The sequence below is a fragment of the Paenibacillus sp. SEL1 genome (assembly GCF_054602535.1).
The window spans coordinates 3,250,109-3,269,769 of sequence record NZ_CM137723.1; the positions used below are offsets into that span (position 1 = coordinate 3,250,109).

The following is a 19,661-nucleotide window of genomic DNA, read 5'->3' on the forward strand; positions in this document are numbered from 1 at the left end:
ATTAACGCCACCTGAAAGTAAGAAGAGTGAAGTAGTTCCAATTTAATATGATTGCGTTTACAATCTAAGTAAAACCAGAATAAATTAAAGTGAATTTATAACTTAAGGATACACACAGGAAGAGGAGAGGAAGGATGAAAAAAACGCTGCTGGTATATATGCTGTTGATTGCGGCCTTTGCTCTCTATGTGTTCAGGTATGAACAAACTGGCCCGTTGAATGGCACTTGGGAGGATAAAGGGCTGCGAGGCAGTATCGGAGAGACCTATATGATGATTACGTTCCAGTCTGGTTTGGAGTATTGGAAAAGCGGACTTAAGGGCTTCGAGGATGCCGGGGATGCGCTGGGGGTGACTGTGGAGTATCGGGGAGCTACCCGTTATGATGCGCAGGAGCAGACAACTGTTATTGAGCAAGCGATTGCTCGTAAACCCGCAGGGATTGCGATTTCCGCGATTGATCCTCACTCCCTGATTCCGGTGATTAATAAGGCGCTGGATGCGGGCATTCCTGTGGTATTGTTTGATGCCGAAGCGCCGGGGAGCCGGGCGTATTCCTTTTTGGGCACGGATAATTATAAGGCGGGCGTGACCGCTGCGGATAAAATGGCAGAGCTGTTGGGACGAGAAGGTCAGGTCGCTGTTCTGACGCTCCCTGGACAGCAAAATCATGAGGAACGCTCGCGTGGCTTTCGCGATACCATTCAACGGCAATATCCTGCGATGAAGGTGGTGGAAGTCGCAGATGGCCGCGCAGACGCGATGGTCTCCCGGGATGAGTCGCAGAGGCTGATGAAAGCTTATCCGAAACTGGCGGGCATTTTTGTGACCGATGCAACGGGAGGGGCAGGTGTGGGTGAAGCGGTACTGAGTCAAAAAAACAGCCATCCGCTGAAAATCATTTCTTTTGATACGAATAAAGCGACATTGGATATGATTCGTGGTGGGACGATTTCGGCAACAATTGCCCAGGGAACATGGAATATGGGTTATTGGTCGCTTCAATATTTGTTCCATCTGCATCATCATTTGACGATTCCTGCACCTTCTTCCACTGGAGACAACACTCCGTTGCCCGTGCGGGTAGATACTGGGATTTCCGTGGTCACCCGGGCGAATGTAGATGATTATTATGCGAAATAAATTTTGGGAGCGTATCCAATTAGGGGTGCGCCAAATGATGCCGCGGTTACGCTTGCGCAATATGCCTTTACGTTATCAGCTCATGCTGCTGTTCCTGTTGTTTGGCATTGTGCCTTCGCTGGGATTAGGTCTGCTGGTCAATTGGACGGTGGAACGGATTATTGAGCGGCAGGTGGAAGATCATACGATGCAATTGATTGGCAAGGTGAACGAAGCGCTGGACACCAAAATGGAAAATTTGCAAAACATGACGTATCTGATTGCTTTTAACCCCGATATCGGGGAGTTCTGGAAAGGGAAGACGCCGGCTGACGGCCACGCGGGTCATGCGAGTATCGTAACGCCGGAAAACCAGGGGGAGCGGGCACAGAACTCGGTGCAAAATCAGGCCTTCACTTCCAAACAGGCATTAAGTTCTGTACAGGAGCAGGATACGCTGTATAAAATGAAGCAATTTTTGCAGGGCTATACCACGTTATATCCTGAAATTGCAGGGATTCTGATCGTGAACGAAAAAGGCGACTATATCAGCAACGAAATGTACGCTCGAAGCACGCGTAGCCTGACGGAAGAAGGCTGGTACCAACAGGCGGAGCAGCATGCAGGCATATTCACTGTGCTAGGACAGCCGAGCCACCGTAATGTGACCACTCATGTCCGGTACAAGGACAGTGAAATTGTCTCCGTCGTTCGTTCGGTTACAGATCCGGAAACCGGACGCGTGCTAGGCGCGATTATGATTGACCTCAAGCTGCGGGCTGTGTCGCAGGCCGCCAGGGACGTAACCTTGGGCAAAAGCGGATATTTAATGGTGACAGATGCTGAGGGGCGCAGCGTGTACAGGCCGGATATGCCTTTAATTGAGCGCATTCCGCCGCAATGGTTCGGGGCAGGTGACAGCGGGATGTTTACCCGTGAAGCTGGGGGCAGGGAATTGCTGTTCATGTTCAGGGCTTCCGAATTCACGGGCTGGAGAACAGTGGGGGTATTCCCGGCACGCGAATCTACACTGGAAGTGCGGCAAATTCAGTTCTATGTCATCTGTTTTGTTTTCATTGTATGTCTATTTGGCTTAACGGCATCCTTGCGATTGTCGAGTTCCATTGCGCAGCCAATTTTCCGGCTGATGTCCTATATGCGAACGGCAGAGACAGGGGATCTTACAGTTCGCCAATGGAGTGACCGTGGGGATGAAGTTGGAATGCTGGGGCGGAGCTTTAACCGAATGCTGGAGCAAATTCGCCGTCTCATGTCACTTAGCGAACTGAGGGAACGGCAAAAACGGGATGCCGAGCTGCGCAGCCTTCAGGAGCATATTAAGCCTCATTTTCTATACAATACGCTAGATACGATTCATTGGATGGCCCGAAAAAATGGAGCAGACGACGTGTCCGATATGGTGGGAGCGCTATCGAGATTGTTCCGTCTCGGGCTGAGCAAGGGGGATGACTTTATTCCACTGCGCTCCGAGATGGAGCATATATCTAGCTATATGCAAATCCAGCAAACCCGCTATCGTGACCGACTTCGCTGGGAATTGAATCTACCTGACGAGCTAAAGGATCTGTTCGTGTTGAAGTTAATGCTTCAGCCTGTAGTGGAAAATGCGATTTATCACGGCATCAAGGCCAGACGTGGCCCAGGCACGATTTGGATAGAAGCTAAAGCTGAGGACGACAAGCTGCTGCTGACGGTACGTGACGATGGCGCAGGGATGACGGCGGACCGTCTGCGTGAATTGCGTGAATGGCTGGAAATACCCCTGGAGGCGATGGAAGTAAAGCAGAAGCAAAAGGGAGTTAGTACTCATGGCAGAAGCTATGGCATGCTGAATGTACAAGCGCGTATCCGGTTATCTTTTGGCGAGGAATATGGAATTGTATTGGAGAGCAAAGAAGGGACAGGTACCTGCGTGACGATCACTCATCCGTTGCTGCTGGATATGGCGCAACTGAAGAAGCCTTATGAAAAAGGAGAGGATCAGGATGACGAAATCAAAGGCCACACACAACTCGACAACGGCGAGTCTGATTGACCAGGCCATAACAGAACTGACCATAGGCACAGCAAAACGTTACCAAGTATTGATCGCAGATGATGAGCCGATCATTCGTGAGGGGATACGAGATTGCATAGATTGGACGGCACTGGGCATGGAGGTGGCAGCAGAGGCGGAGGACGGAGAAGAAGCGCTGGAGCTGGTGGGTCAGCTTAGCATTGATATCGTGCTGGTCGATATGAATATGCCGTTCATGGACGGGATTGAACTGATTCGGCGGCTGCGGGAAGAGCGTCCAGAATGCCGTTGCCTGATCATTTCCGGGCATGATGAATTTGCTTATGCGCAGGAGGCTGTCCGACTTGGCGTAGAGGATTATATTTTGAAGCCGGTAAATGCGGATCAGCTTCATGCTGCACTGTTGCGGCTTCGTCAGCGAATGGACGAAGAGCACAAGCGTGCCGCCTATGTAGAACAAGCCGCCGGACAGATTGAACGGAATATTCCGCTGCTGCGCCAGCGTTTTTGCCTGGAATGGCTGGAAGGGCAACACACGGGAAAAAACATCATGGAACAGTTGGCGTTTTTACGGCTTCCATCGCGGCCGCCTGCTCAGATCGGTGTGGTACGGTGGCCTGCGGCAGAGGCCCGGCAGACGATTATGCGCGAGAATGACCGCCAGTTGTTTCTTTTTGCCGCTGAAAATATTATTGGCGAACTGCTGGAGGACCGACCGCATGTGTTGTTCCGCGATGCGAACGGGCTGATCGGCATATGCCTGTGGCAGGAGGCACCCGAGACGATTGGCGCTTCCGTGGAGCAGGCGATTGGGCGCTACCTGAATATAGCGGTTCATACGCATGTGGAATCCAACGCGGGCGGGCTGGAAGGTGCAATTGACGCGTACCGGGTGAGTCGAGATCGAGTGTATGGCGAATCGCAGCTGTCTCCCATCGTACGTCGGGCCCGGCAGCTCATTCAGGAAGGTTACGCCGATCGGGAATTAACGCTGGAAGCCCTTGCTTCGCGGCTACAAGTATCCGCCGTATATCTCAGCCGCGTGCTCAAAAAGGAGCTCAACGACAGCTTCGTGACCCTCGTCACGCGTGCCCGTATCCGTAAAGCAGTGCAGCTGCTGGATTCCACGACGTTGTCTATCTATGATATAGCAGAACGTACGGGTTACGACAGTCAGCACTATTTTAGCACCGCTTTTAAAAAGACTATGGGCGTGTCTCCTGTGCAGTACCGTAAAGGCGGGGGAATTCAAGAAAACACGGTGGAGTAGGAAGGATTGAAATGGGGGATGAGTCCCACACTGTCTAATAATAAACTGTAAGAAAAAATGTGTGTGTAATCACACCTACGCATTCAGGGGTTTGTTACGCTGGGGATAACGAACAAATATCTATCAATATTTGGAGGAAAACGATATGTTTTGTTATCAGTGTGAACAGACGCCGAGTGGCGGGTGTAAAGTAGTTGGGGTGTGCGGGAAGGATGAGACGGTAGCGAGCTTGCAGGATACGATGATTTTTGCATTAAAAGGGATCGCTGCCTATGCGACACATGCTCGTCAGTTGGGATATAGCGATCCTGAGGTGGATCGGATCACGCACGAAGCGTTATATATGACCTTAACGAATTCTAACTTTAATGTACAAGAGCATTTGGAAATGGCGATGAAGGTCGGAAATGCGGCTGTACGGATCATGGATGTGCTGGATCGTGCGCATACGGATCGTTTTGGTATTCCGCAGCCGATTACCGTCAGTCAGAATAAAATCGAAGGCCAATGTATCGTCGTGACTGGACATAATTTGTATGCGCTGGAGGAATTGTTGCGGCAGACGGAGGGTAAAGGTATCAACATCTATACCCACTCAGAAATGCTGCCTGCCCACGGTTATCCGGCATTGAAGAAATATGCACATCTCAAAGGGAATATCGGTAAGGCTTGGTACGATCAGCGTAGACTGTTCGAGGAGTTCCCAGGCGCAATTCTTGCAACGACGAACTGTGTTATGCCGATTAAAGGCACGTATGCAGACCGCTTCTTCTCTTATGAAGTAGCCGGGCTGGAGGGAGTAGCCAAGATCATGGACGACGACTTTTCACCATTGATCGAGCGTGCATTAGCCCTGCCAGCAGCAGATGTAGATTCGGAGCAGGTGCTTACGACAGGATATCATCATGAGACGGTTATCGGGCTGGCTCCTGAGATTATTCAGGCGGTTAAAGACGGGCATATCCGCCGTTTCTTCGTCATTGCAGGCTGCGACGCACCAGGTAAAGGCGGCAACTATTACCGCGAGCTAGCTACATCCTTACCGAATGATACGGTCATTCTGACCACGTCCTGTGGTAAATTCCGTTTTAATGACGTGGATTATGGCACCGTTGGAGATACCGGCATTCCGCGTTATATTGATTTGGGGCAATGCAACAATTCGGGTTCTACTGTGAAAATCGCTCTGGCATTAGCGGATGCTTTCGGTTGTACGGTGAACGAGCTGCCTGTGAGCATTGTTCTGTCCTGGTTTGAGCAAAAAGCGGTTGCCATTCTGCTAGGCTTGTTCAGCCTCGGCATTCAGGACATTCGCATTGGACCGAAGCCGCCTGAGTTTATTTCTTCTGGCGTACTGGATGTACTGGTGGAGATGTTTGGCTTGAAGCTGATTACAACAGCAGAGGAAGATATGAAAGCGATGTTGGCATTGTCGTAAGAGATTGGTGGGGAACTGCAAAGTGCAGTTCCCTTTTTTTTGTTTCATCGTTCATCGATTCTTATAAAGATGTCTGTAAGAATCTTTAATGCCAGCTCAGTATCTTTGGATTCACGAGTTCTTAGGAGAGTCAAAATGGTTTTTATACTCGAATCTTCTTCGGTAAGCTCATCATTGTCCTTTACATATGTAAGCAACTGATAGACGCCCACGTTCAATGCCTTCGCTATTTTCTCCAGATTTTTTAAAGATATATTTCTCTCCGCACGCTCAATGAAACCAATATAACTCGAATTGAATCCTGCTTTTTCGGCTAAAGCTTCTTGGGAAAGCCCTTTAGACTTTCGAATATCTCGAATACGCGTACCGACCAATTCTAAAAGTTCTGACATGATTACACCTCTCTATAGTAAGAATTTCACAAAATTCGATTCCAATCGCTCCGAAATGTAATATATAGACGAACGAGATCATCTCGACCTATATATTATTTATTGGAAGTCGCTTATTGGATTTTGCAAAATCCTCTAGTTAGAAGTGTAGAGAAAGAGTTACATCTAATTAATAAGTGTTAGTAAGTAAATTGAATTAAAAACTACTATATAGTAATATTTATTATGAAGCTTGTCCGATAGCTAGAAAATTATACATCTTGATGGTTACATAATTGTGCTACGTTGCTCACATTTGTTTCAGGATTTTGCAAAATTCGATTCCAGTCGCTCCGAAGTGCAAGATATAGACGAACTAAACCATTTCGATCTATATCTTGTTCATAGGAAGTTGCTTATGGGATTATTGCAAAATCCTCGTTTATGAAATTTTAATTCAGGAGTTGATTCCCCTTGAAACATTACTCCTTAAGTCCCCAACTACATAGTGTTTCCGATTTCAAACTGCCTAAGTACAGCGACACCTACATATTCAATTGCATGATGGATTTTCAAAAACTTGCCGAATACCAGATCAAGCTTGCACAAATGATGCGCGACCATCATCAGTTTCAAAACTGCCTCATTCTTTGTGATCGTGCGCTGTTTTCTATGGCTAAGGCTATTTATGTTCATCGAAACCAAATCATTCCATCGTACATTCGTTTATCCATGACCGACCTGTTCCCGTTAATTCACACGGATGCTGAGCCGTGTTTAGATATGGTGCTGTTTATCGGTACGGTACATTATCTTGTTTCGGGAGAAGATGATGTATCTAAAGAGCCGATGAAGCTGGGGGAAGTAGACAAGTTGCTTTATAAAACGGACTCTATTCTAGAGTCTCTGTCACAACGGATCGTAGCTGATCCGTCTATGCGGTATCCATCTATTTATAAAGAAAATTCGTTCAATGAATCGATAGATCTTTTATCAATAATACCCGGTTCTTTTTGAGCTAATGATATAATGACGAAAAGGAAGATGTTGGATTACGGGTTAAAGCTTCCACATCAGAAAGGGTGTTATTTCATATGCCTACATACAACAAATTGGTGCGGGATCGGATTCCGCATATCATTATGTCTCAAGGCAAGGAATGTCGGACACGCATTTTGGACCCAGAGGAATATAAGCGGGAACTGCGAACGAAGCTTCGTGAAGAAGCCGAGGAATATTTTGAAGCGGACAAAGATCAGGATGCGCTGGAAGAGCTGGCGGATATGCTGGAAGTCATCTGGGCACTAGCAGAAATACATGGAGCGAATGCAGCAGAGCTGGACAAGCTACGGGCAGACAAAGCCGAGACACGGGGCGGATTCCAGGAGCGGGTGTTCTTAATTGATGTAGATGAAGGTAAGAGTTAACTGTGAAAATATTTCAATGATATGCACATTCAAAAAGGTGGCTTGATAAACTGGAGCTACCCTTTTTTTGTCTCTTTTAAGCGTCCCGTATTACTAATGTTGATAACACCGACGTACCTTATAATTAATGCGCTGTCAGTAAAGATGTAGAGTTTTAGACTAGCCTCCCACACAAAGGTTAAAATTTTATAAAAAAAGTTCAAAACCAGCAAAGACCTTTCCCGGGCTGGAATGATACCATGTGTTTGCACATAAAAAAAGGAGAGGTACTCGTTGCCTCACTTATGTAAGCGTTATCTCGTTTCAACTCTAATCAGCACTTACCTTCAAATTGACCTGCATCACATGAGGAAAGGGGAACTTCATATGAAAAAAGGAGCTGTTGTCGTATGGCTTCTGGTTTTGGCCCTGATGCTTTCGGCCTGTAATTTGGCGGAGAGTGGAACGGGTAGCAAGGAAAAAGGCTATGTGGGCATTTCCATGCCGACCAAATCGTCCGAGCGTTGGGTAGGGGACGGAGAGAATATGGTCCGGTTGTTTCAGGAGCAAGGCTATAAAACGGATTTACAGTACGCCGAGGACGTGGTGGAAAACCAAATCTCCCAAATCGAAAATATGATCACCAAGGGCGTCAATGTTATGGTGATCGCTTCGGTCGACGGAAACACGCTGACGGATGTAATTCAGAAGGCACACGACCGAGGCATTCAGGTCATTTCTTACGACCGTCTGATTCGCAACACACCGTATCTGACGTATTATGCGACCTTCGATAACTTTAAGGTGGGCGTGCTACAGGCGGCGTATATTGAGAAAAAGTTAGGACTTAAGGAAGGCAAGGGCCCATTCAATATCGAGCTATTCGGTGGTTCACCGGATGACAATAACGCTTATTTCTTCTTTAATGGTGCGATGTCTGTACTTAAACCGTACGTGGATTCCGGCAAACTGGTCGTGCGCAGCAAGCAGATGACGATGGCGCAGATCGCTACACTGCGGTGGGATGGAGCATTGGCCCAGTCGCGAATGGATAACCTGCTGAGTGCGTACTATTCGGGGGCCAATCTGGATGCGGTACTATCCCCTTATGACGGAATCAGTATCGGTATCATTTCATCCCTGAAAGGGGTCGGATATGGATCAGCGAACAAGCCGCTGCCGATCATTACAGGGCAGGATGCGGAGCTGGCTTCCATCAAGTCCATTGTGGCTGGGGAGCAGACGCAAACTGTATTTAAGGATACTCGCAAGCTGGCTGAGCAAACGGTCGTAATGGCCAACAGCATTTTACAGGGAAAACAAGCGGAAGTGAATGACACCGAATCCTATAACAACGGTAAGAAGATCATTCCTGCTTACTTACTTGATCCAATCTCGGTGGATCGGACGAATGTGGAAAAGGATATTGTCGGCAGTCACTATTACACCAAAGAGCAAATCGGACTGAAATAAGGGTAAGAATCCAACCGAAAGGAGCGTATCCCATGACTGGAATCATTTTGGAAATGAAGGGAATTACCAAAACCTTTCCCGGCGTGAAGGCATTGGAAAATGTAAATCTCAAGGTCAAGGAAGGCGAAATCCATTCCCTGTGCGGTGAGAACGGTGCGGGCAAATCGACGCTGATGAAGGTACTAAGCGGTGTATATCCGCATGGAACCTATGAAGGGGATATTGTTTTCCAGGGCAAAACGTGTGAGTTCAAGGATATCAAGCAAAGCGAGGAATTGGGCATTGTCATTATCCATCAGGAGCTGGCGCTGATTCCGTATCTCTCGATTGCGGAAAATATTTATCTGGGCAACGAACGCGCCAGTGGCGGTGTGATTGATTGGAAAGAGACTTTTGTGGGTACACGCGATCTGCTGTCCAAGGTCGGTTTGAGTGAGAATCCCAATACATTAGTTACGAACATCGGGGTCGGGAAGCAACAACTGGTCGAAATTGCGAAAGCGCTCTCTAAAAAGGTAAAGCTGCTTATTCTCGATGAACCGACAGCGGCGTTGAATGAGGATGATAGTGAGAATCTGCTTAATTTGATGCTGGAATTTAAAAGACAGGGCATTTCCTGCATTCTCATCTCCCACAAGCTGAATGAAGTCGCAAAGGTGTCGGATTCAATTACGATTTTGCGGGATGGGAAGACGATTGAGACACTGGATATGAAAAAGGATGAGGTCACGGAGGATCGGATCATTAGCGGGATGGTTGGACGTGATCTGACCAGCCGTTATCCAGAGCGTCATGCCGAGATTGGCAAAGTCGTTTTGGAAGTGAAGGATTGGACGGTGTATCACGAGCATCATGCAGACCGCAAGGTGCTGGATCAGGTGAATTTGAACATTCGTCGCGGTGAAATTGTCGGTATTGCCGGGCTGATGGGGGCGGGACGGACCGAGCTGGCAATGAGCATTTTTGGCAAGTCGTACGGACGCAACATTTCCGGTCAGCTGATTAAAGACGGCAAGCCGATCCAGAACAACACGGTTACGGACGCGATCAACAACGGCTTTGCCTATGTAACGGAGGATCGCAAGGAGTATGGCCTCATTCTAATGGATGATATCAAGCGTAATATTTCGCTGACTGGCTTGAACAAGCTGACGAAGGGCGCTGTCGTCAATGAGCAGGAGGAAGTCGTTGTTGCAGAGGAAATGAAAAAAAGCATGAACATCAAAGCGCCGAGCATTTTACAGAAAACGGGTAATCTGAGTGGCGGCAATCAGCAGAAGGTGGTGCTGAGCAAATGGATTTTTGCCGGGCCGGATATTCTGATTCTGGATGAACCGACACGCGGCATTGATGTGGGCGCCAAATATGAAATTTACACGATTATTCATCGACTTGCCGCTGAAGGCAAGGGAGTGCTGGTCATTTCGTCCGAGCTACCAGAGGTACTAGGCTTGTGTGACCGGATTTATGTCATGAATGCTGGGCGGATCACTGGAGAGGTTAGCCGTGAGGACGCGTCGCAGGAAACATTGATGAGATATATGACCAAGTCAGGAGGCGTGAAGCATGGAAACCATAACTAAACTATTTAAAAATAACATCCGCCAATATGGCATGATGATTGCACTGGTCGTCATTATGATTTTGTTCGAGGTGCTGACGGGCGGCCTGCTGTTGAAGCCGATTAATATTACCAATCTGATTCTGCAAAACAGCTATATTCTCGTACTGGCTATCGGGATGGTGCTGGTCATCATCACTGGACATATTGATTTGTCCGTCGGCTCCATAGCCGCTTTTGTCGGTGCGGTTGCCGCCATAATGATGGTCGACTGGCAGCTTCCAGCATGGATCGCTGTGATTGCATCTTTGCTGGTCGGGGCGTTAATCGGCGCATGGCAAGGGTTCTGGGTCGCTTATGTACGGATTCCGGCATTTATCGTTACATTGGCGGGGATGCTGCTCTTCCGTGGATTGACCATGATCGTGCTGGAAGGTCAATCGATCTCTCCATTTCCGGGGGGCTTCCAGAAAATCAGTTCAGGCTTCCTGCCGGATTTTTCATCTACCGGTTATAACCTGGTATCCATCATTGTCGGTATTGCACTCACGGTATGGTTTATCGTGAACGAACTTCGCGAACGCCGTTCTCAGCTTAAATATGGATTTGAGGTTCCGTCACAAACGTTATTTGTACTCAAGTTGATTGTGGTAGCTGCGGTTATCAATCTGTTCACCTTTATGCTCGCGAGCTACGCGGGAATACCTAACATTCTCGTGCTGCTGTTCATACTGATCGTTGTATACTCCTTCGTCATGAACCGCACGATTATGGGCCGTCATGTGTATGCGTTGGGTGGAAATGAAAAGGCAGCGGGTCTGTCCGGTGTCAAAACGAAAAAGGTAACGTTCTGGGTATTCGTTAACATGGGCGTGCTGGCCGCCATTTCCGGTCTGATCTTTGCTGCACGTCTGAACGCGGCTACGCCGAGAGCAGGTACGAACTTTGAGCTGGATGCCATCGCGGCTTGCTTTATCGGCGGTGCTTCGGCATCCGGCGGGATCGGAACCGTTTTTGGAGCCATTATCGGCGGTTTGGTCATGGGCGTACTGAATAACGGTATGTCTCTGATTGGTCTGGGTATTGACTGGCAGCAAGGCATCAAGGGCTTAGTACTTCTGCTGGCAGTTGCCTTCGATATTTACAACAAAAACAAAAGATCAGCTTAAGCTAAGATTTGATATCGTAAAACAAGACACCTCCAGTCCCACTTAAAATGTGGGTGCCGGAGGTGTCTTATTTATTAGGTCTTGTCAGCCAACGCAACTAATCCGTTACCATTTGTCCGCCATTGACATGCAGCGTTTGCCCTGTAATGTAGGAACCATCATCCGAAGCCAGCAGCACATAGGCGGGGGCCAATTCATAAGGCTGCCCGGCACGCTTCATCGGCGTATTGGTGCCAAAGGTGCGGATCGCTTCGGGCGACTGTGTCGCGGCATTCAGCGGAGTCCAGATCGGACCGGGAGCAATGGCGTTCACGCGGATGCACTGATCGACCAGATTATTAGCCAGAGCGCGGGTGAAGCTGACAATGGCTCCTTTGGTAGCTGAATAGTCGATCAGATTTTTTTGACCAACATAGGCTGTAACCGATGCCGTATTGACGATGCTGGCCCCAGCCCGCATATACGGCAGTGCTTCTGTAGTCATATGGAAGAAGGAAATAATATTCGTATCAAACGTATCACGAAGTTGCTGCTCGCTGATATCCAGATACGATTCGCGCACAAACTGAACACCCAGGTTGTTAATCAGAATGTCAATCCGACCGAAGGTTTCCATCGTTTTTTGAACAACCAGACAGCAGTTGCTTTTTAGCCTTAGATCGCCCGGAATTAACAAACAACGTCTGCCAAGCTTATGAATGACATCACGGGTTTCCATAGCATCTCGATGCTCATCGAGATAGGCAATGACCACATCGGCCCCTTCTTTGGCAAAAGCCACAGCAACCGCACGACCAATACCGCTGTCTCCGCCGCTAATAATAGCCACCCGATCCAGAAGCTTTCCGGTGCCGATATACTTTGGATTATCATAAATAGGGCGTGGAACCATCAGGTATTCCAACCCCGGCTGTCTATATTGATGCTGGGGAGGAAAGACAATCGGAACTTCTTTACATTGGGTTTCTGTACCATAATAAGGATATTGCCAATTCATTGATAATCCCTTCTTTAGGCGTTTTGAAATCCAATATATTCAAAATGGGCGCAAGCGGTGACTCGGGATTATCGCCTTATCCCGAAATCGTCGCTCCATCTGCCGGAATATGGACGCGTTCCTTCAAACCTTCACGGTTGATATGTTCCGTAAGCTCGGAGCGAGTTAGTAAACAATGGTTGATTGCTTCCATGTGGACAGCCACGATTTGTGTGTAAGAGGCATGCTGCGCAACAGCCGTTACATCTTGGGCAGTCATAATGATGGGATCACCAATCGTAAACCGAGCCCCTCCAGCGTTCACAATTGTCCACTCCGGACGGTATTTATCCAGTACTTCCGCGACTTCACTGCACCAGATCGTATCCCCGGCCAAATAGACGACAGGTTCACCTGGTGCCTGAAACACAAAGCCGGATACGGGTCCCATCTGTTCACCGATTTCTCCGGTGCCGTGATGCCCGGTAGTACGGATGAGCTCAATTTCTCCCACGGAGCCAGCCACCGAAATCGGAGTAACCTGTGTAAAACCGTCAGCAGTAATTTGCTCTTCATTTCCGGGCTGGCAGAAGACGGGAATTTGTTTGTCCAACCAGCGTACTGCTGCCGGGTCCCAATGATCGGGATGCAAATGTGTGACGATCACAACATCAGGCTGTCCGAGTGCCTGCCATTGCGGCGGCAAGGGAACCAGCGGATTACGGCGGGCATTTTCCGTATTGGGAACCGGCGGATTTGCGCCAGCATCACTCAACATCGGATCAATCAGAAATTTTACTCCAGCGTATTCGATCCATAAGGTTGCGTTGCGGATTAGTGTGATTTTCATCTATGGAAGCTCCTTTGGTAGTGAATGTTTTTGGACCGAGTGTATTTTCGGTGGTTCTTTGTTTCTGTTACAATCATATCTGACGCAAGGAGCTACAGGCTACGGCCTGCTGAAAGGAAAACCAGCATTATCGTTTCATCATGAAAGGAAAAATAACTATGGAACTATTCGTACCTGATGACACCGATCTGCGCATTCTTCATCATTTAATTGAAGACAGCTCTTTATCGCACAAGGAGATCGGCCAGCTTGTTCACTTGACAGGCCAAGCAGTAGGGGCGCGTGTTCGAAAAATGCAGGATGCGGGCATTATCGAGGGCTATACGCTGCGCTGGAACCCTGAGAAAATTGGACAGACGATTCATGCCTTTATTACGGTTTTTTTGAATTCAGGAACAACTCACAGTGCTTTCCAGGCTTTTGCACGGGAGCATCCCTATATTGTCGAAATCCATCGAGTGAGTGGGGAAGGCTGTTATTGGATGCGCTTGCGCATGTCATCACAGGCAGAGTTAAATACCATGCTGGATGAGCTTACGAAGTTTGGTAATTACAAATTGAGTTTTTCCATTGGTGAGATTTAACGATAAAAGCTTTCGGCACAAACGCCGAAAGCTTTTTTATTTGGGCGAGGGCTATGAGGTCAACGTTATAGGCTCATTTTAAAAATATGCTGCAATCCGTGTTGTCCCATTTTAGTGTTGCCTTCATCGATAAAGCCGCATTTGCGATACAGACTTTGGGCAGATAGATTACGGGCATTGACGCCCAGTACAATCTCGCGAATATGTGGGAAGTGTCTGGCGATGAACTGTGGTAGTAGAAGCAGCCCTTTCTTAGCGAATCCTTGTCCCTGATCTGCGTAATGAATAGAGAACGCGCGCAGCAGCAGTGCCTCAGAAGTATTCGTATAGTCCGCTAATTCATCCCCATCGTATAAAATGAAAAATCCAACGGGTCTTCTAGTAGCCGTAATCACGACAGGATGGCGGTGCGGATCTTCCTTGGCCAGTGTCAGCATTTCATCCGGCATTGCAGTAAACTGCTTCTGCTCCTCAGGCAAGTAGAAGGTATGTAAAATGGCATCATGTTCACAATGGTAAGGGACAAGCCCTACATTATTCATCATTACACTCCGATCTGTATGGATTTTTAACTTTCTTTATCATCTAGTTTGCTAAAAAAAGAAACCTGAACTCGCCTTACTTACGTATTACCCATACATAAACTAGCATAGTCAAAAGGAGACGTCTACGGTTATGAAACAGCTTACAGAATATCGGGAAAGCCAGGACGTATTGCGTCATGAGCTGAAGAATATTGAAAAATGGGAAAAGGAACAGAAGGACATTTTTTTCTGGGAAAAAATCGGTAGATGGCCTTTTATGCTGCTGGATCGGCTGACGCCCAAAGTCATTAAAGACAAGCTGGAGCAACTGCTTAATGAGATGGGTAGTTTCATTCAGAACGGCGGCAAATATTTGGTGAAGGAAGAAACGGTTCTGAACAGGCTGAAAAAGACGGCCCATGAACATGTAATTCAGCAAAATGGCGCAGATTCCGTGTCGGATACGCAGGACCTGCCTCGTGCCGGGGAAAACGCTGATCCGGAACATAGTGCCAAACCTAGGTGGGAGTTGAAGCAGGCGGCTGAGCTCCCGCTAACAATCATGGATCGGACTGCTGACGATATGACGTCGGCTCGCATTACCTTTGCTACCGCCCAGGGAGCAACAACGGGAATTGGCGGTGTGTTTACGATTGCGGCGGATATTCCTCTTTTGCTCGGCTTGTCACTCAAAGTGCTTCAGGAAATAGCCTTGTGTTATGGCTTTAATCCCCATGATAAGCAGGAACGCATTTTTATTATTAAATGTATGCAATTTGCTTCATCTGATATTGTGGGTAAGAAGGCCGTATTAGAGGAGCTGGCTTTGTTCGATGATCCTTCACGTCAGGCACAGGTTTTTTCCCAGATGCAGGGATGGAGAGAGGTCATTAACACTTATCGTGACCAGTTTGGATGGAAAAAGCTGCTTCAAATGGTCCCGATTGCGGGTATTTTGTTTGGCTCCATTGCGAACCGAAGCGCTATTAGTGACGTAGCTGAAGCAGGGAAAATGCTGTATCGGAAGCGTCGGATTTTAATGCGTTTGGCAGAAGTAGAGAGTGAGGAGTTACGTTAGGTGGGTATAAAGGTGTGCAGCGGCCAAAATGGCCGCCACACGTTTGCCTGTTACACTTCGGCTCCATTTTCTTCCGCCCAGCGGTTCAGGGTTTTATCTGTAGGAAGCAGGAAGGTTAAGATGCCGAGCAGTGGCAAAAAGCCGCACAGGAACATGATGTGAGTGATGCCTACCTTGTCGATCCAGTTGCCGAGCACGAGTGCGCCCACACCCCCAAGGCCAAAAGCGAGGCCCGTAATGAGACCGGACACCGTTCCGATTTTGCCGGGCACAAGCATCTGTGCATATACGACTGTGACCGAAAAACTAGACAGCATAATAAATCCGATAATTGCCAGCAGGATCGCCGTCCAGAATTGGTTGGCATAAGGTAGTGCCAGCGCGAGTGGTGCAGCTAATACCATGGACAGAAAAATCATGTTGCGTTTACCAAAACGGTCCGCGAGCGGACCGCCAAAAAAGGTGCCCAGCGCTCCAGCCCCGAGGAACAGGAAAATGTAAAGCTGTGCATCAGCCAATGGCATTTTATATACTTCCATCAGGTAAAACGAATAGTAGCTTCCGACCGAGGTCGAGTACCATGAACGGACGAATACCAGTAGAATGAGGACAATCATGGCAAACATAACGCGGTTACGCACTTCGGGCTTCATGCGGCGTGCCACCGCTTTTTTGCGTGCAATGCCTTCTGTACGTAGGACGTTACCGTACCAGCGTGCGATGAACGATTGCACCACAATTCCCGCTGCCGCAATACCTGTGAACCAAATCGCGCCAAATTGTCCTAACGGGATAAAAATCCAGCTCGTGAGCATCGGCGCCAGCGATTGACCCGCATTGCCGCCAACTTGAAAAATGGATTGTGCCAATCCCCGACGCGGCCCGGCCGCCATATGGGATACGCGCGAGCCTTCAGGGTGAAAGGCAGCCGAGCCCAGACCCACAAAAATGACTGCGATCAGCACCGCTTTATAATCGGCAGCATAGGCGAGCAATAGCATGCCAGTCAGCGTAAAGCCCATGCCGATGGGAAGGATAGCGGGCGTAGGCCGTTTATCTGAAAACAAGCCAATCACAGGCTGCATGATTGAAGCTGTAAAATTGATCGCGAATGAAATCCAGCCGATCTGCGTGTAGTTCAGGCTCATAGATTCCTTCAAGATCGGAAAGATCGCTGGAATGACCGATTGAATCGAGTCATTGAACAGATGGACGAAACTGATCGCAATCAGTATCGCAAAAACGGTGCCTTTCGCTTGTGGACCCGGGAGGGGGAGCGATCGGCCCGTTTCATTTTTTGTAGCAGATTTACTAGTCATGGCAACCTCCGAATATGTATGTATATTTTAAGATATAGGAAGCGATCCGTTTGCAGCAAATGGCTGAAAGTGGGATAAAGGTCACCTTTACTCATTACTGCTTGCCCATCCTGCTGGATACTCTTCATTGCTCCAATTAGTTAGAATTTCTAAAATGACATATCCAAATTCAAACATTTACCATCCTCAAAACCGATATATATGTGAGTATTTTGCATAAGTTCCAAGAGAGCTTTTCAAATCAGCAATATAGAGATCGAAGTGATCTAGTTCGTCTATATAATGTATTTTTGAGCGTTGGGAATGAAGTTATGCAAAATATTGATATGGAAATATAGATAGAAAAGGGGAACCACGATGAGAAAAGCAACGAAGATTTTGCTGGCAGTATCTTTGATATGTGGAGCGGTGGTGGGAACTGCGTTAAACAATGGAGAAACAGCAGTAGCAGCAAATGTAACGACGAACAACACTTGGAAAAACGCTAAAATTATAGACGTGATCGACCGGAATAACTACATACTGGATGATGGTTCTTTATGGAGAAAGAGTATAGATGGCCCGGTTATTGAGAAATTGAATTTGAAAGGCATTACAGGCAGTAAAGACAAGAGCCAAGGTTATTATGGCTGGACTGAGGACGGGAAGGTAGCCATCTGGGATGATAACTCCGACCCAAAAGTGACGGCTCAATCCTCAGGAGTTAAAGAAATTACAGGTGAGGGTTTGGCTATTAAAACCGATGGGACGATCTCCTGGGGAAGAGAACAGGTTGAGGGAATATCGGATGCTATAGACGGTGACAAGGTAAGTACCTACTTTACGGTTCTTACTCGATCCGGTGATGTATGGTATTCCACAGGGTACGCAGAATCTAAGCCCCGCAAGATAGGTCATGTAGATGGTGCGCTTGATATCAAAATGAGTACGGCGTATGCTGCAGTGCTTAAGGAAGATGGCCATGTCACGATGCTGGATATGCTGACCAATGAACCACCGCGCGAAGTGGGAAGTGATATTGCTTCGATTTTATGGAAAAAAGGCACACATGTCTTGATTACTGTACATCATGACGGGACTGTATGGAGCTATGACCGAATGAAGAAATATCCAGCTGTGCAGCTTAGCGGGTTATCTAATGTTGCACGGTTGGTTGATTCGCCTGACGAGCTTTTTGCACAATTAAAGGATGGCTCTTGGGTCGGCTATAAGGACGGAATCACGACTGCGCTGAGCTTGCCTACATTAACGGGTATGTCCTTGTTGACGACCTCTAAAGAGGCTGCCATCGGCGATACGATTCAATTAAATGTACAAGAGACGTATTCGAACGGTTATCGACTAACACGTCATCCCGAAGCTAGTGAGATTGAAGTGGATAAACCGCAGGTTGCCGAGCTACAGCAGAATGGTTCCGGTACACTCAAAGTAAGGGGCATTGGAAGCACATCCGTAGCTCTGCGGACCGAAGGAATACCCTCTTCTTTTACACTAAAGGTATCGTCCGATCAAACCTTGACCGGGGCGGCTATACTGAACGGCAATGTGTATTTGCCTGTGCAGTCTGTGTTCAAGACGCTGGGTGGATCTGTTATCGTGGCGAACCAGACCTTTACGATCAAGCTGGGTAAAAACAATATCGTACTCCAAAAAGGGAGTTCCACCGCAATGGTGAATGGTAAACCTGTTGCACTGAAGGGCAAGGTTCAAACGGTTAACGGACAGGTTGTATTCCCGGGAACATTACTGACCGATCTGAAGTTGGGCGGATTCAAATGGAATCGTGACCGCCAGCAAGGAGAATTATCTGTGGGCGCTACCAAGCTGGTCATTGAGACGCCGGAAACGGCAAAAATTATCAGAGCCATTGATCTGGGCAGTCTGTCCAAATTAATTGGCAAAACCTATTGGGTCAATAACTTCTATAGCGCTGGAGAGCGATTTGGCAAGGTAACAGTTAAAGATATCGAAGTCAGCACGGACCCGAATGGTGTTAAATCTTACGAAGTTATTTTCCAGGGGGCCAATGGCGAAACTTATGACACGTTTTCCATCCTCGGAGCTTCACGCATTCCACAAATGCTGTCTGATTCCGATCAATTTCTGACTTACGATCCGTACAAGAAATACCAATGGTCGCAAGCCATCTGGAACAAGATTAAAAATAATGAGGTAAGCTTGGGCATGAATACGACGCAGGTGCAGTTCGCATGGGGAAACCCAACAGTCAGAGAAAAGGGGGCTGCTTCAAACGGAACTCAAGTCGAAGCCTGGGTATACGGCAACCGTAGTCTTTATTTCAAGGCGGTAGCTTTCGTGAATGGCAAAGTCATAGAAGTATGGCTGTAGGGTAGCTGGTTTTTCTATAACGGTTTGAACGAGGTGTCTCCAGAGTCGTATATACGGCTCTTGGGATGCCTTTTTTTCATTTAACACAACTAAGCTCTTGATTTAACAAACTTAAGATATGATTCTTTATGTCA

17 protein-coding genes are annotated in these 19,661 nt (G+C 47.7%); 12 read left to right on the forward strand and 5 right to left on the reverse strand.

Translation table 11 applies throughout. The annotated features are described in order from the left end of the window. The first annotated feature begins 134 nt into the window (after positions 1–134). From ACYCSE_RS14750 to hcp, 4 genes are all read left to right on the forward strand, one after another. Positions 135–1,142 carry a substrate-binding domain-containing protein gene (locus ACYCSE_RS14750; RefSeq protein ID WP_068938491.1) on the forward strand — a complete coding sequence of 336 codons (1,008 nt, stop codon included), beginning with the start codon at positions 135–137 and terminating at the stop codon, positions 1,140–1,142. 34 nt (positions 1,143–1,176) lie between these two features. Beyond that, positions 1,177–3,177, forward strand: coding sequence for a cache domain-containing sensor histidine kinase (locus tag ACYCSE_RS14755; protein WP_459698527.1), 2,001 nt, complete (start codon positions 1,177–1,179; stop codon positions 3,175–3,177). Beyond that, positions 3,128–4,429 (forward strand): response regulator, encoded by a 1,302-nt coding sequence (locus tag ACYCSE_RS14760; protein ID WP_459698529.1) that lies wholly within the window; start codon positions 3,128–3,130, stop codon positions 4,427–4,429. The genes ACYCSE_RS14755 and ACYCSE_RS14760 overlap by 50 nt, the downstream gene beginning before the upstream one ends. Positions 4,430–4,574: 145 nt before the next feature. Further along, the gene (hcp, locus tag ACYCSE_RS14765) at positions 4,575–5,867 is read left to right on the forward strand and encodes a hydroxylamine reductase (protein WP_061831199.1); all 1,293 of its coding nucleotides are present in this window, start codon (positions 4,575–4,577) and stop codon (positions 5,865–5,867) included. Positions 5,868–5,911: 44 nt separating this feature from the next. Here hcp and ACYCSE_RS14770 read toward each other — a convergent pair whose 3' ends face one another. Next, the gene (locus tag ACYCSE_RS14770; protein WP_023987345.1) at positions 5,912–6,259 is read right to left on the reverse strand and encodes a helix-turn-helix domain-containing protein; all 348 of its coding nucleotides are present in this window, start codon (positions 6,257–6,259) and stop codon (positions 5,912–5,914) included. Positions 6,260–6,712: 453 nt separating this feature from the next. On the opposite strand from ACYCSE_RS14770, the gene ACYCSE_RS14775 reads away from it, so the two are divergent. The 5 genes from ACYCSE_RS14775 (at position 6,713) to mmsB (ending at position 11,847) form a co-directional block, all read left to right on the forward strand. Beyond that, the gene (locus tag ACYCSE_RS14775) at positions 6,713–7,255 is read left to right on the forward strand and encodes a hypothetical protein (RefSeq protein WP_459698532.1); all 543 of its coding nucleotides are present in this window, start codon (positions 6,713–6,715) and stop codon (positions 7,253–7,255) included. A gap of 77 nt (positions 7,256–7,332) precedes the next feature. After that, positions 7,333–7,665, forward strand: coding sequence for a nucleoside triphosphate pyrophosphohydrolase (locus ACYCSE_RS14780; protein WP_459698534.1), 333 nt, complete (start codon positions 7,333–7,335; stop codon positions 7,663–7,665). Between the two features lie 366 nt (positions 7,666–8,031). Next, complete coding sequence (chvE, locus tag ACYCSE_RS14785) at positions 8,032–9,117, forward strand: multiple monosaccharide ABC transporter substrate-binding protein (protein WP_053324803.1); 1,086 nt, start codon at positions 8,032–8,034, stop codon at positions 9,115–9,117. 32 nt (positions 9,118–9,149) lie between these two features. Beyond that, positions 9,150–10,700 (forward strand): multiple monosaccharide ABC transporter ATP-binding protein, encoded by a 1,551-nt coding sequence (gene mmsA, locus ACYCSE_RS14790; RefSeq protein WP_250259152.1) that lies wholly within the window; start codon positions 9,150–9,152, stop codon positions 10,698–10,700. Continuing rightward, a complete protein-coding gene (gene mmsB, locus ACYCSE_RS14795) occupies positions 10,684–11,847 on the forward strand; it encodes a multiple monosaccharide ABC transporter permease (protein ID WP_023987351.1) in 1,164 nt (387 codons plus the stop codon). Before mmsA ends, mmsB begins: the two co-directional genes overlap by 17 nt. A gap of 97 nt (positions 11,848–11,944) precedes the next feature. Here mmsB and ACYCSE_RS14800 read toward each other — a convergent pair whose 3' ends face one another. Both ACYCSE_RS14800 and ACYCSE_RS14805 read right to left on the reverse strand, forming a co-directional pair. After that, positions 11,945–12,844, reverse strand: a complete 900-nt coding sequence (locus ACYCSE_RS14800) for an SDR family oxidoreductase (RefSeq protein ID WP_250267626.1) — start codon at positions 12,842–12,844, stop codon at positions 11,945–11,947. 76 nt (positions 12,845–12,920) lie between these two features. Further along, entirely contained in the window at positions 12,921–13,673 is a 753-nt protein-coding gene (locus tag ACYCSE_RS14805) for an MBL fold metallo-hydrolase (protein WP_459698537.1), read from the reverse strand. Positions 13,674–13,831: 158 nt separating this feature from the next. Between ACYCSE_RS14805 and ACYCSE_RS14810 the strand changes: the two genes are divergently transcribed. Then, positions 13,832–14,257: an Lrp/AsnC family transcriptional regulator gene (locus ACYCSE_RS14810; protein WP_025720601.1), complete on the forward strand. Its 426-nt coding sequence runs from the start codon at positions 13,832–13,834 to the stop codon at positions 14,255–14,257. 65 nt (positions 14,258–14,322) lie between these two features. Here the strand turns inward: ACYCSE_RS14810 and ACYCSE_RS14815 are convergent, their stop codons facing one another. Further along, the gene (locus ACYCSE_RS14815) at positions 14,323–14,799 is read right to left on the reverse strand and encodes a GNAT family N-acetyltransferase (protein WP_081330734.1); all 477 of its coding nucleotides are present in this window, start codon (positions 14,797–14,799) and stop codon (positions 14,323–14,325) included. Positions 14,800–14,932: 133 nt separating this feature from the next. On the opposite strand from ACYCSE_RS14815, the gene ACYCSE_RS14820 reads away from it, so the two are divergent. Continuing rightward, positions 14,933–15,859 (forward strand): EcsC family protein, encoded by a 927-nt coding sequence (locus ACYCSE_RS14820; RefSeq protein ID WP_069291293.1) that lies wholly within the window; start codon positions 14,933–14,935, stop codon positions 15,857–15,859. Positions 15,860–15,909: 50 nt separating this feature from the next. Here the strand turns inward: ACYCSE_RS14820 and ACYCSE_RS14825 are convergent, their stop codons facing one another. Then, positions 15,910–17,178, reverse strand: a complete 1,269-nt coding sequence (locus ACYCSE_RS14825) for an MFS transporter (protein WP_459698540.1) — start codon at positions 17,176–17,178, stop codon at positions 15,910–15,912. A 357-nt stretch (positions 17,179–17,535) separates the two neighbouring features. Between ACYCSE_RS14825 and ACYCSE_RS14830 the strand changes: the two genes are divergently transcribed. Next, on the forward strand, positions 17,536–19,527 hold the full coding sequence (locus tag ACYCSE_RS14830; RefSeq protein ID WP_459698542.1) for a stalk domain-containing protein: 1,992 nt from the start codon (positions 17,536–17,538) through the stop codon (positions 19,525–19,527). The last annotated feature ends 134 nt before the right edge of the window (positions 19,528–19,661 follow it).

Coding starts and splice junctions, on each gene's coding strand:
- ACYCSE_RS14800 (WP_250267626.1), bottom strand. CDS start 12,844: ATGAATTGGCAATATCCTTATTATGGTACAGAAACCCAATGTAAAGAA.
- hcp (WP_061831199.1), top strand. CDS start 4,575: ATGTTTTGTTATCAGTGTGAACAGACGCCGAGTGGCGGGTGTAAAGTA.
- ACYCSE_RS14815 (WP_081330734.1), bottom strand. CDS start 14,799: ATGAATAATGTAGGGCTTGTCCCTTACCATTGTGAACATGATGCCATT.
- ACYCSE_RS14820 (WP_069291293.1), top strand. CDS start 14,933: ATGAAACAGCTTACAGAATATCGGGAAAGCCAGGACGTATTGCGTCAT.
- ACYCSE_RS14780 (WP_459698534.1), top strand. CDS start 7,333: ATGCCTACATACAACAAATTGGTGCGGGATCGGATTCCGCATATCATT.
- ACYCSE_RS14755 (WP_459698527.1), top strand. CDS start 1,177: ATGATGCCGCGGTTACGCTTGCGCAATATGCCTTTACGTTATCAGCTC.
- mmsA (WP_250259152.1), top strand. CDS start 9,150: ATGACTGGAATCATTTTGGAAATGAAGGGAATTACCAAAACCTTTCCC.
- ACYCSE_RS14810 (WP_025720601.1), top strand. CDS start 13,832: ATGGAACTATTCGTACCTGATGACACCGATCTGCGCATTCTTCATCAT.
- ACYCSE_RS14805 (WP_459698537.1), bottom strand. CDS start 13,673: ATGAAAATCACACTAATCCGCAACGCAACCTTATGGATCGAATACGCT.
- ACYCSE_RS14825 (WP_459698540.1), bottom strand. CDS start 17,178: ATGACTAGTAAATCTGCTACAAAAAATGAAACGGGCCGATCGCTCCCC.
- ACYCSE_RS14750 (WP_068938491.1), top strand. CDS start 135: ATGAAAAAAACGCTGCTGGTATATATGCTGTTGATTGCGGCCTTTGCT.
- ACYCSE_RS14760 (WP_459698529.1), top strand. CDS start 3,128: ATGACGAAATCAAAGGCCACACACAACTCGACAACGGCGAGTCTGATT.
- ACYCSE_RS14770 (WP_023987345.1), bottom strand. CDS start 6,259: ATGTCAGAACTTTTAGAATTGGTCGGTACGCGTATTCGAGATATTCGA.
- chvE (WP_053324803.1), top strand. CDS start 8,032: ATGAAAAAAGGAGCTGTTGTCGTATGGCTTCTGGTTTTGGCCCTGATG.
- ACYCSE_RS14830 (WP_459698542.1), top strand. CDS start 17,536: ATGAGAAAAGCAACGAAGATTTTGCTGGCAGTATCTTTGATATGTGGA.
- mmsB (WP_023987351.1), top strand. CDS start 10,684: ATGGAAACCATAACTAAACTATTTAAAAATAACATCCGCCAATATGGC.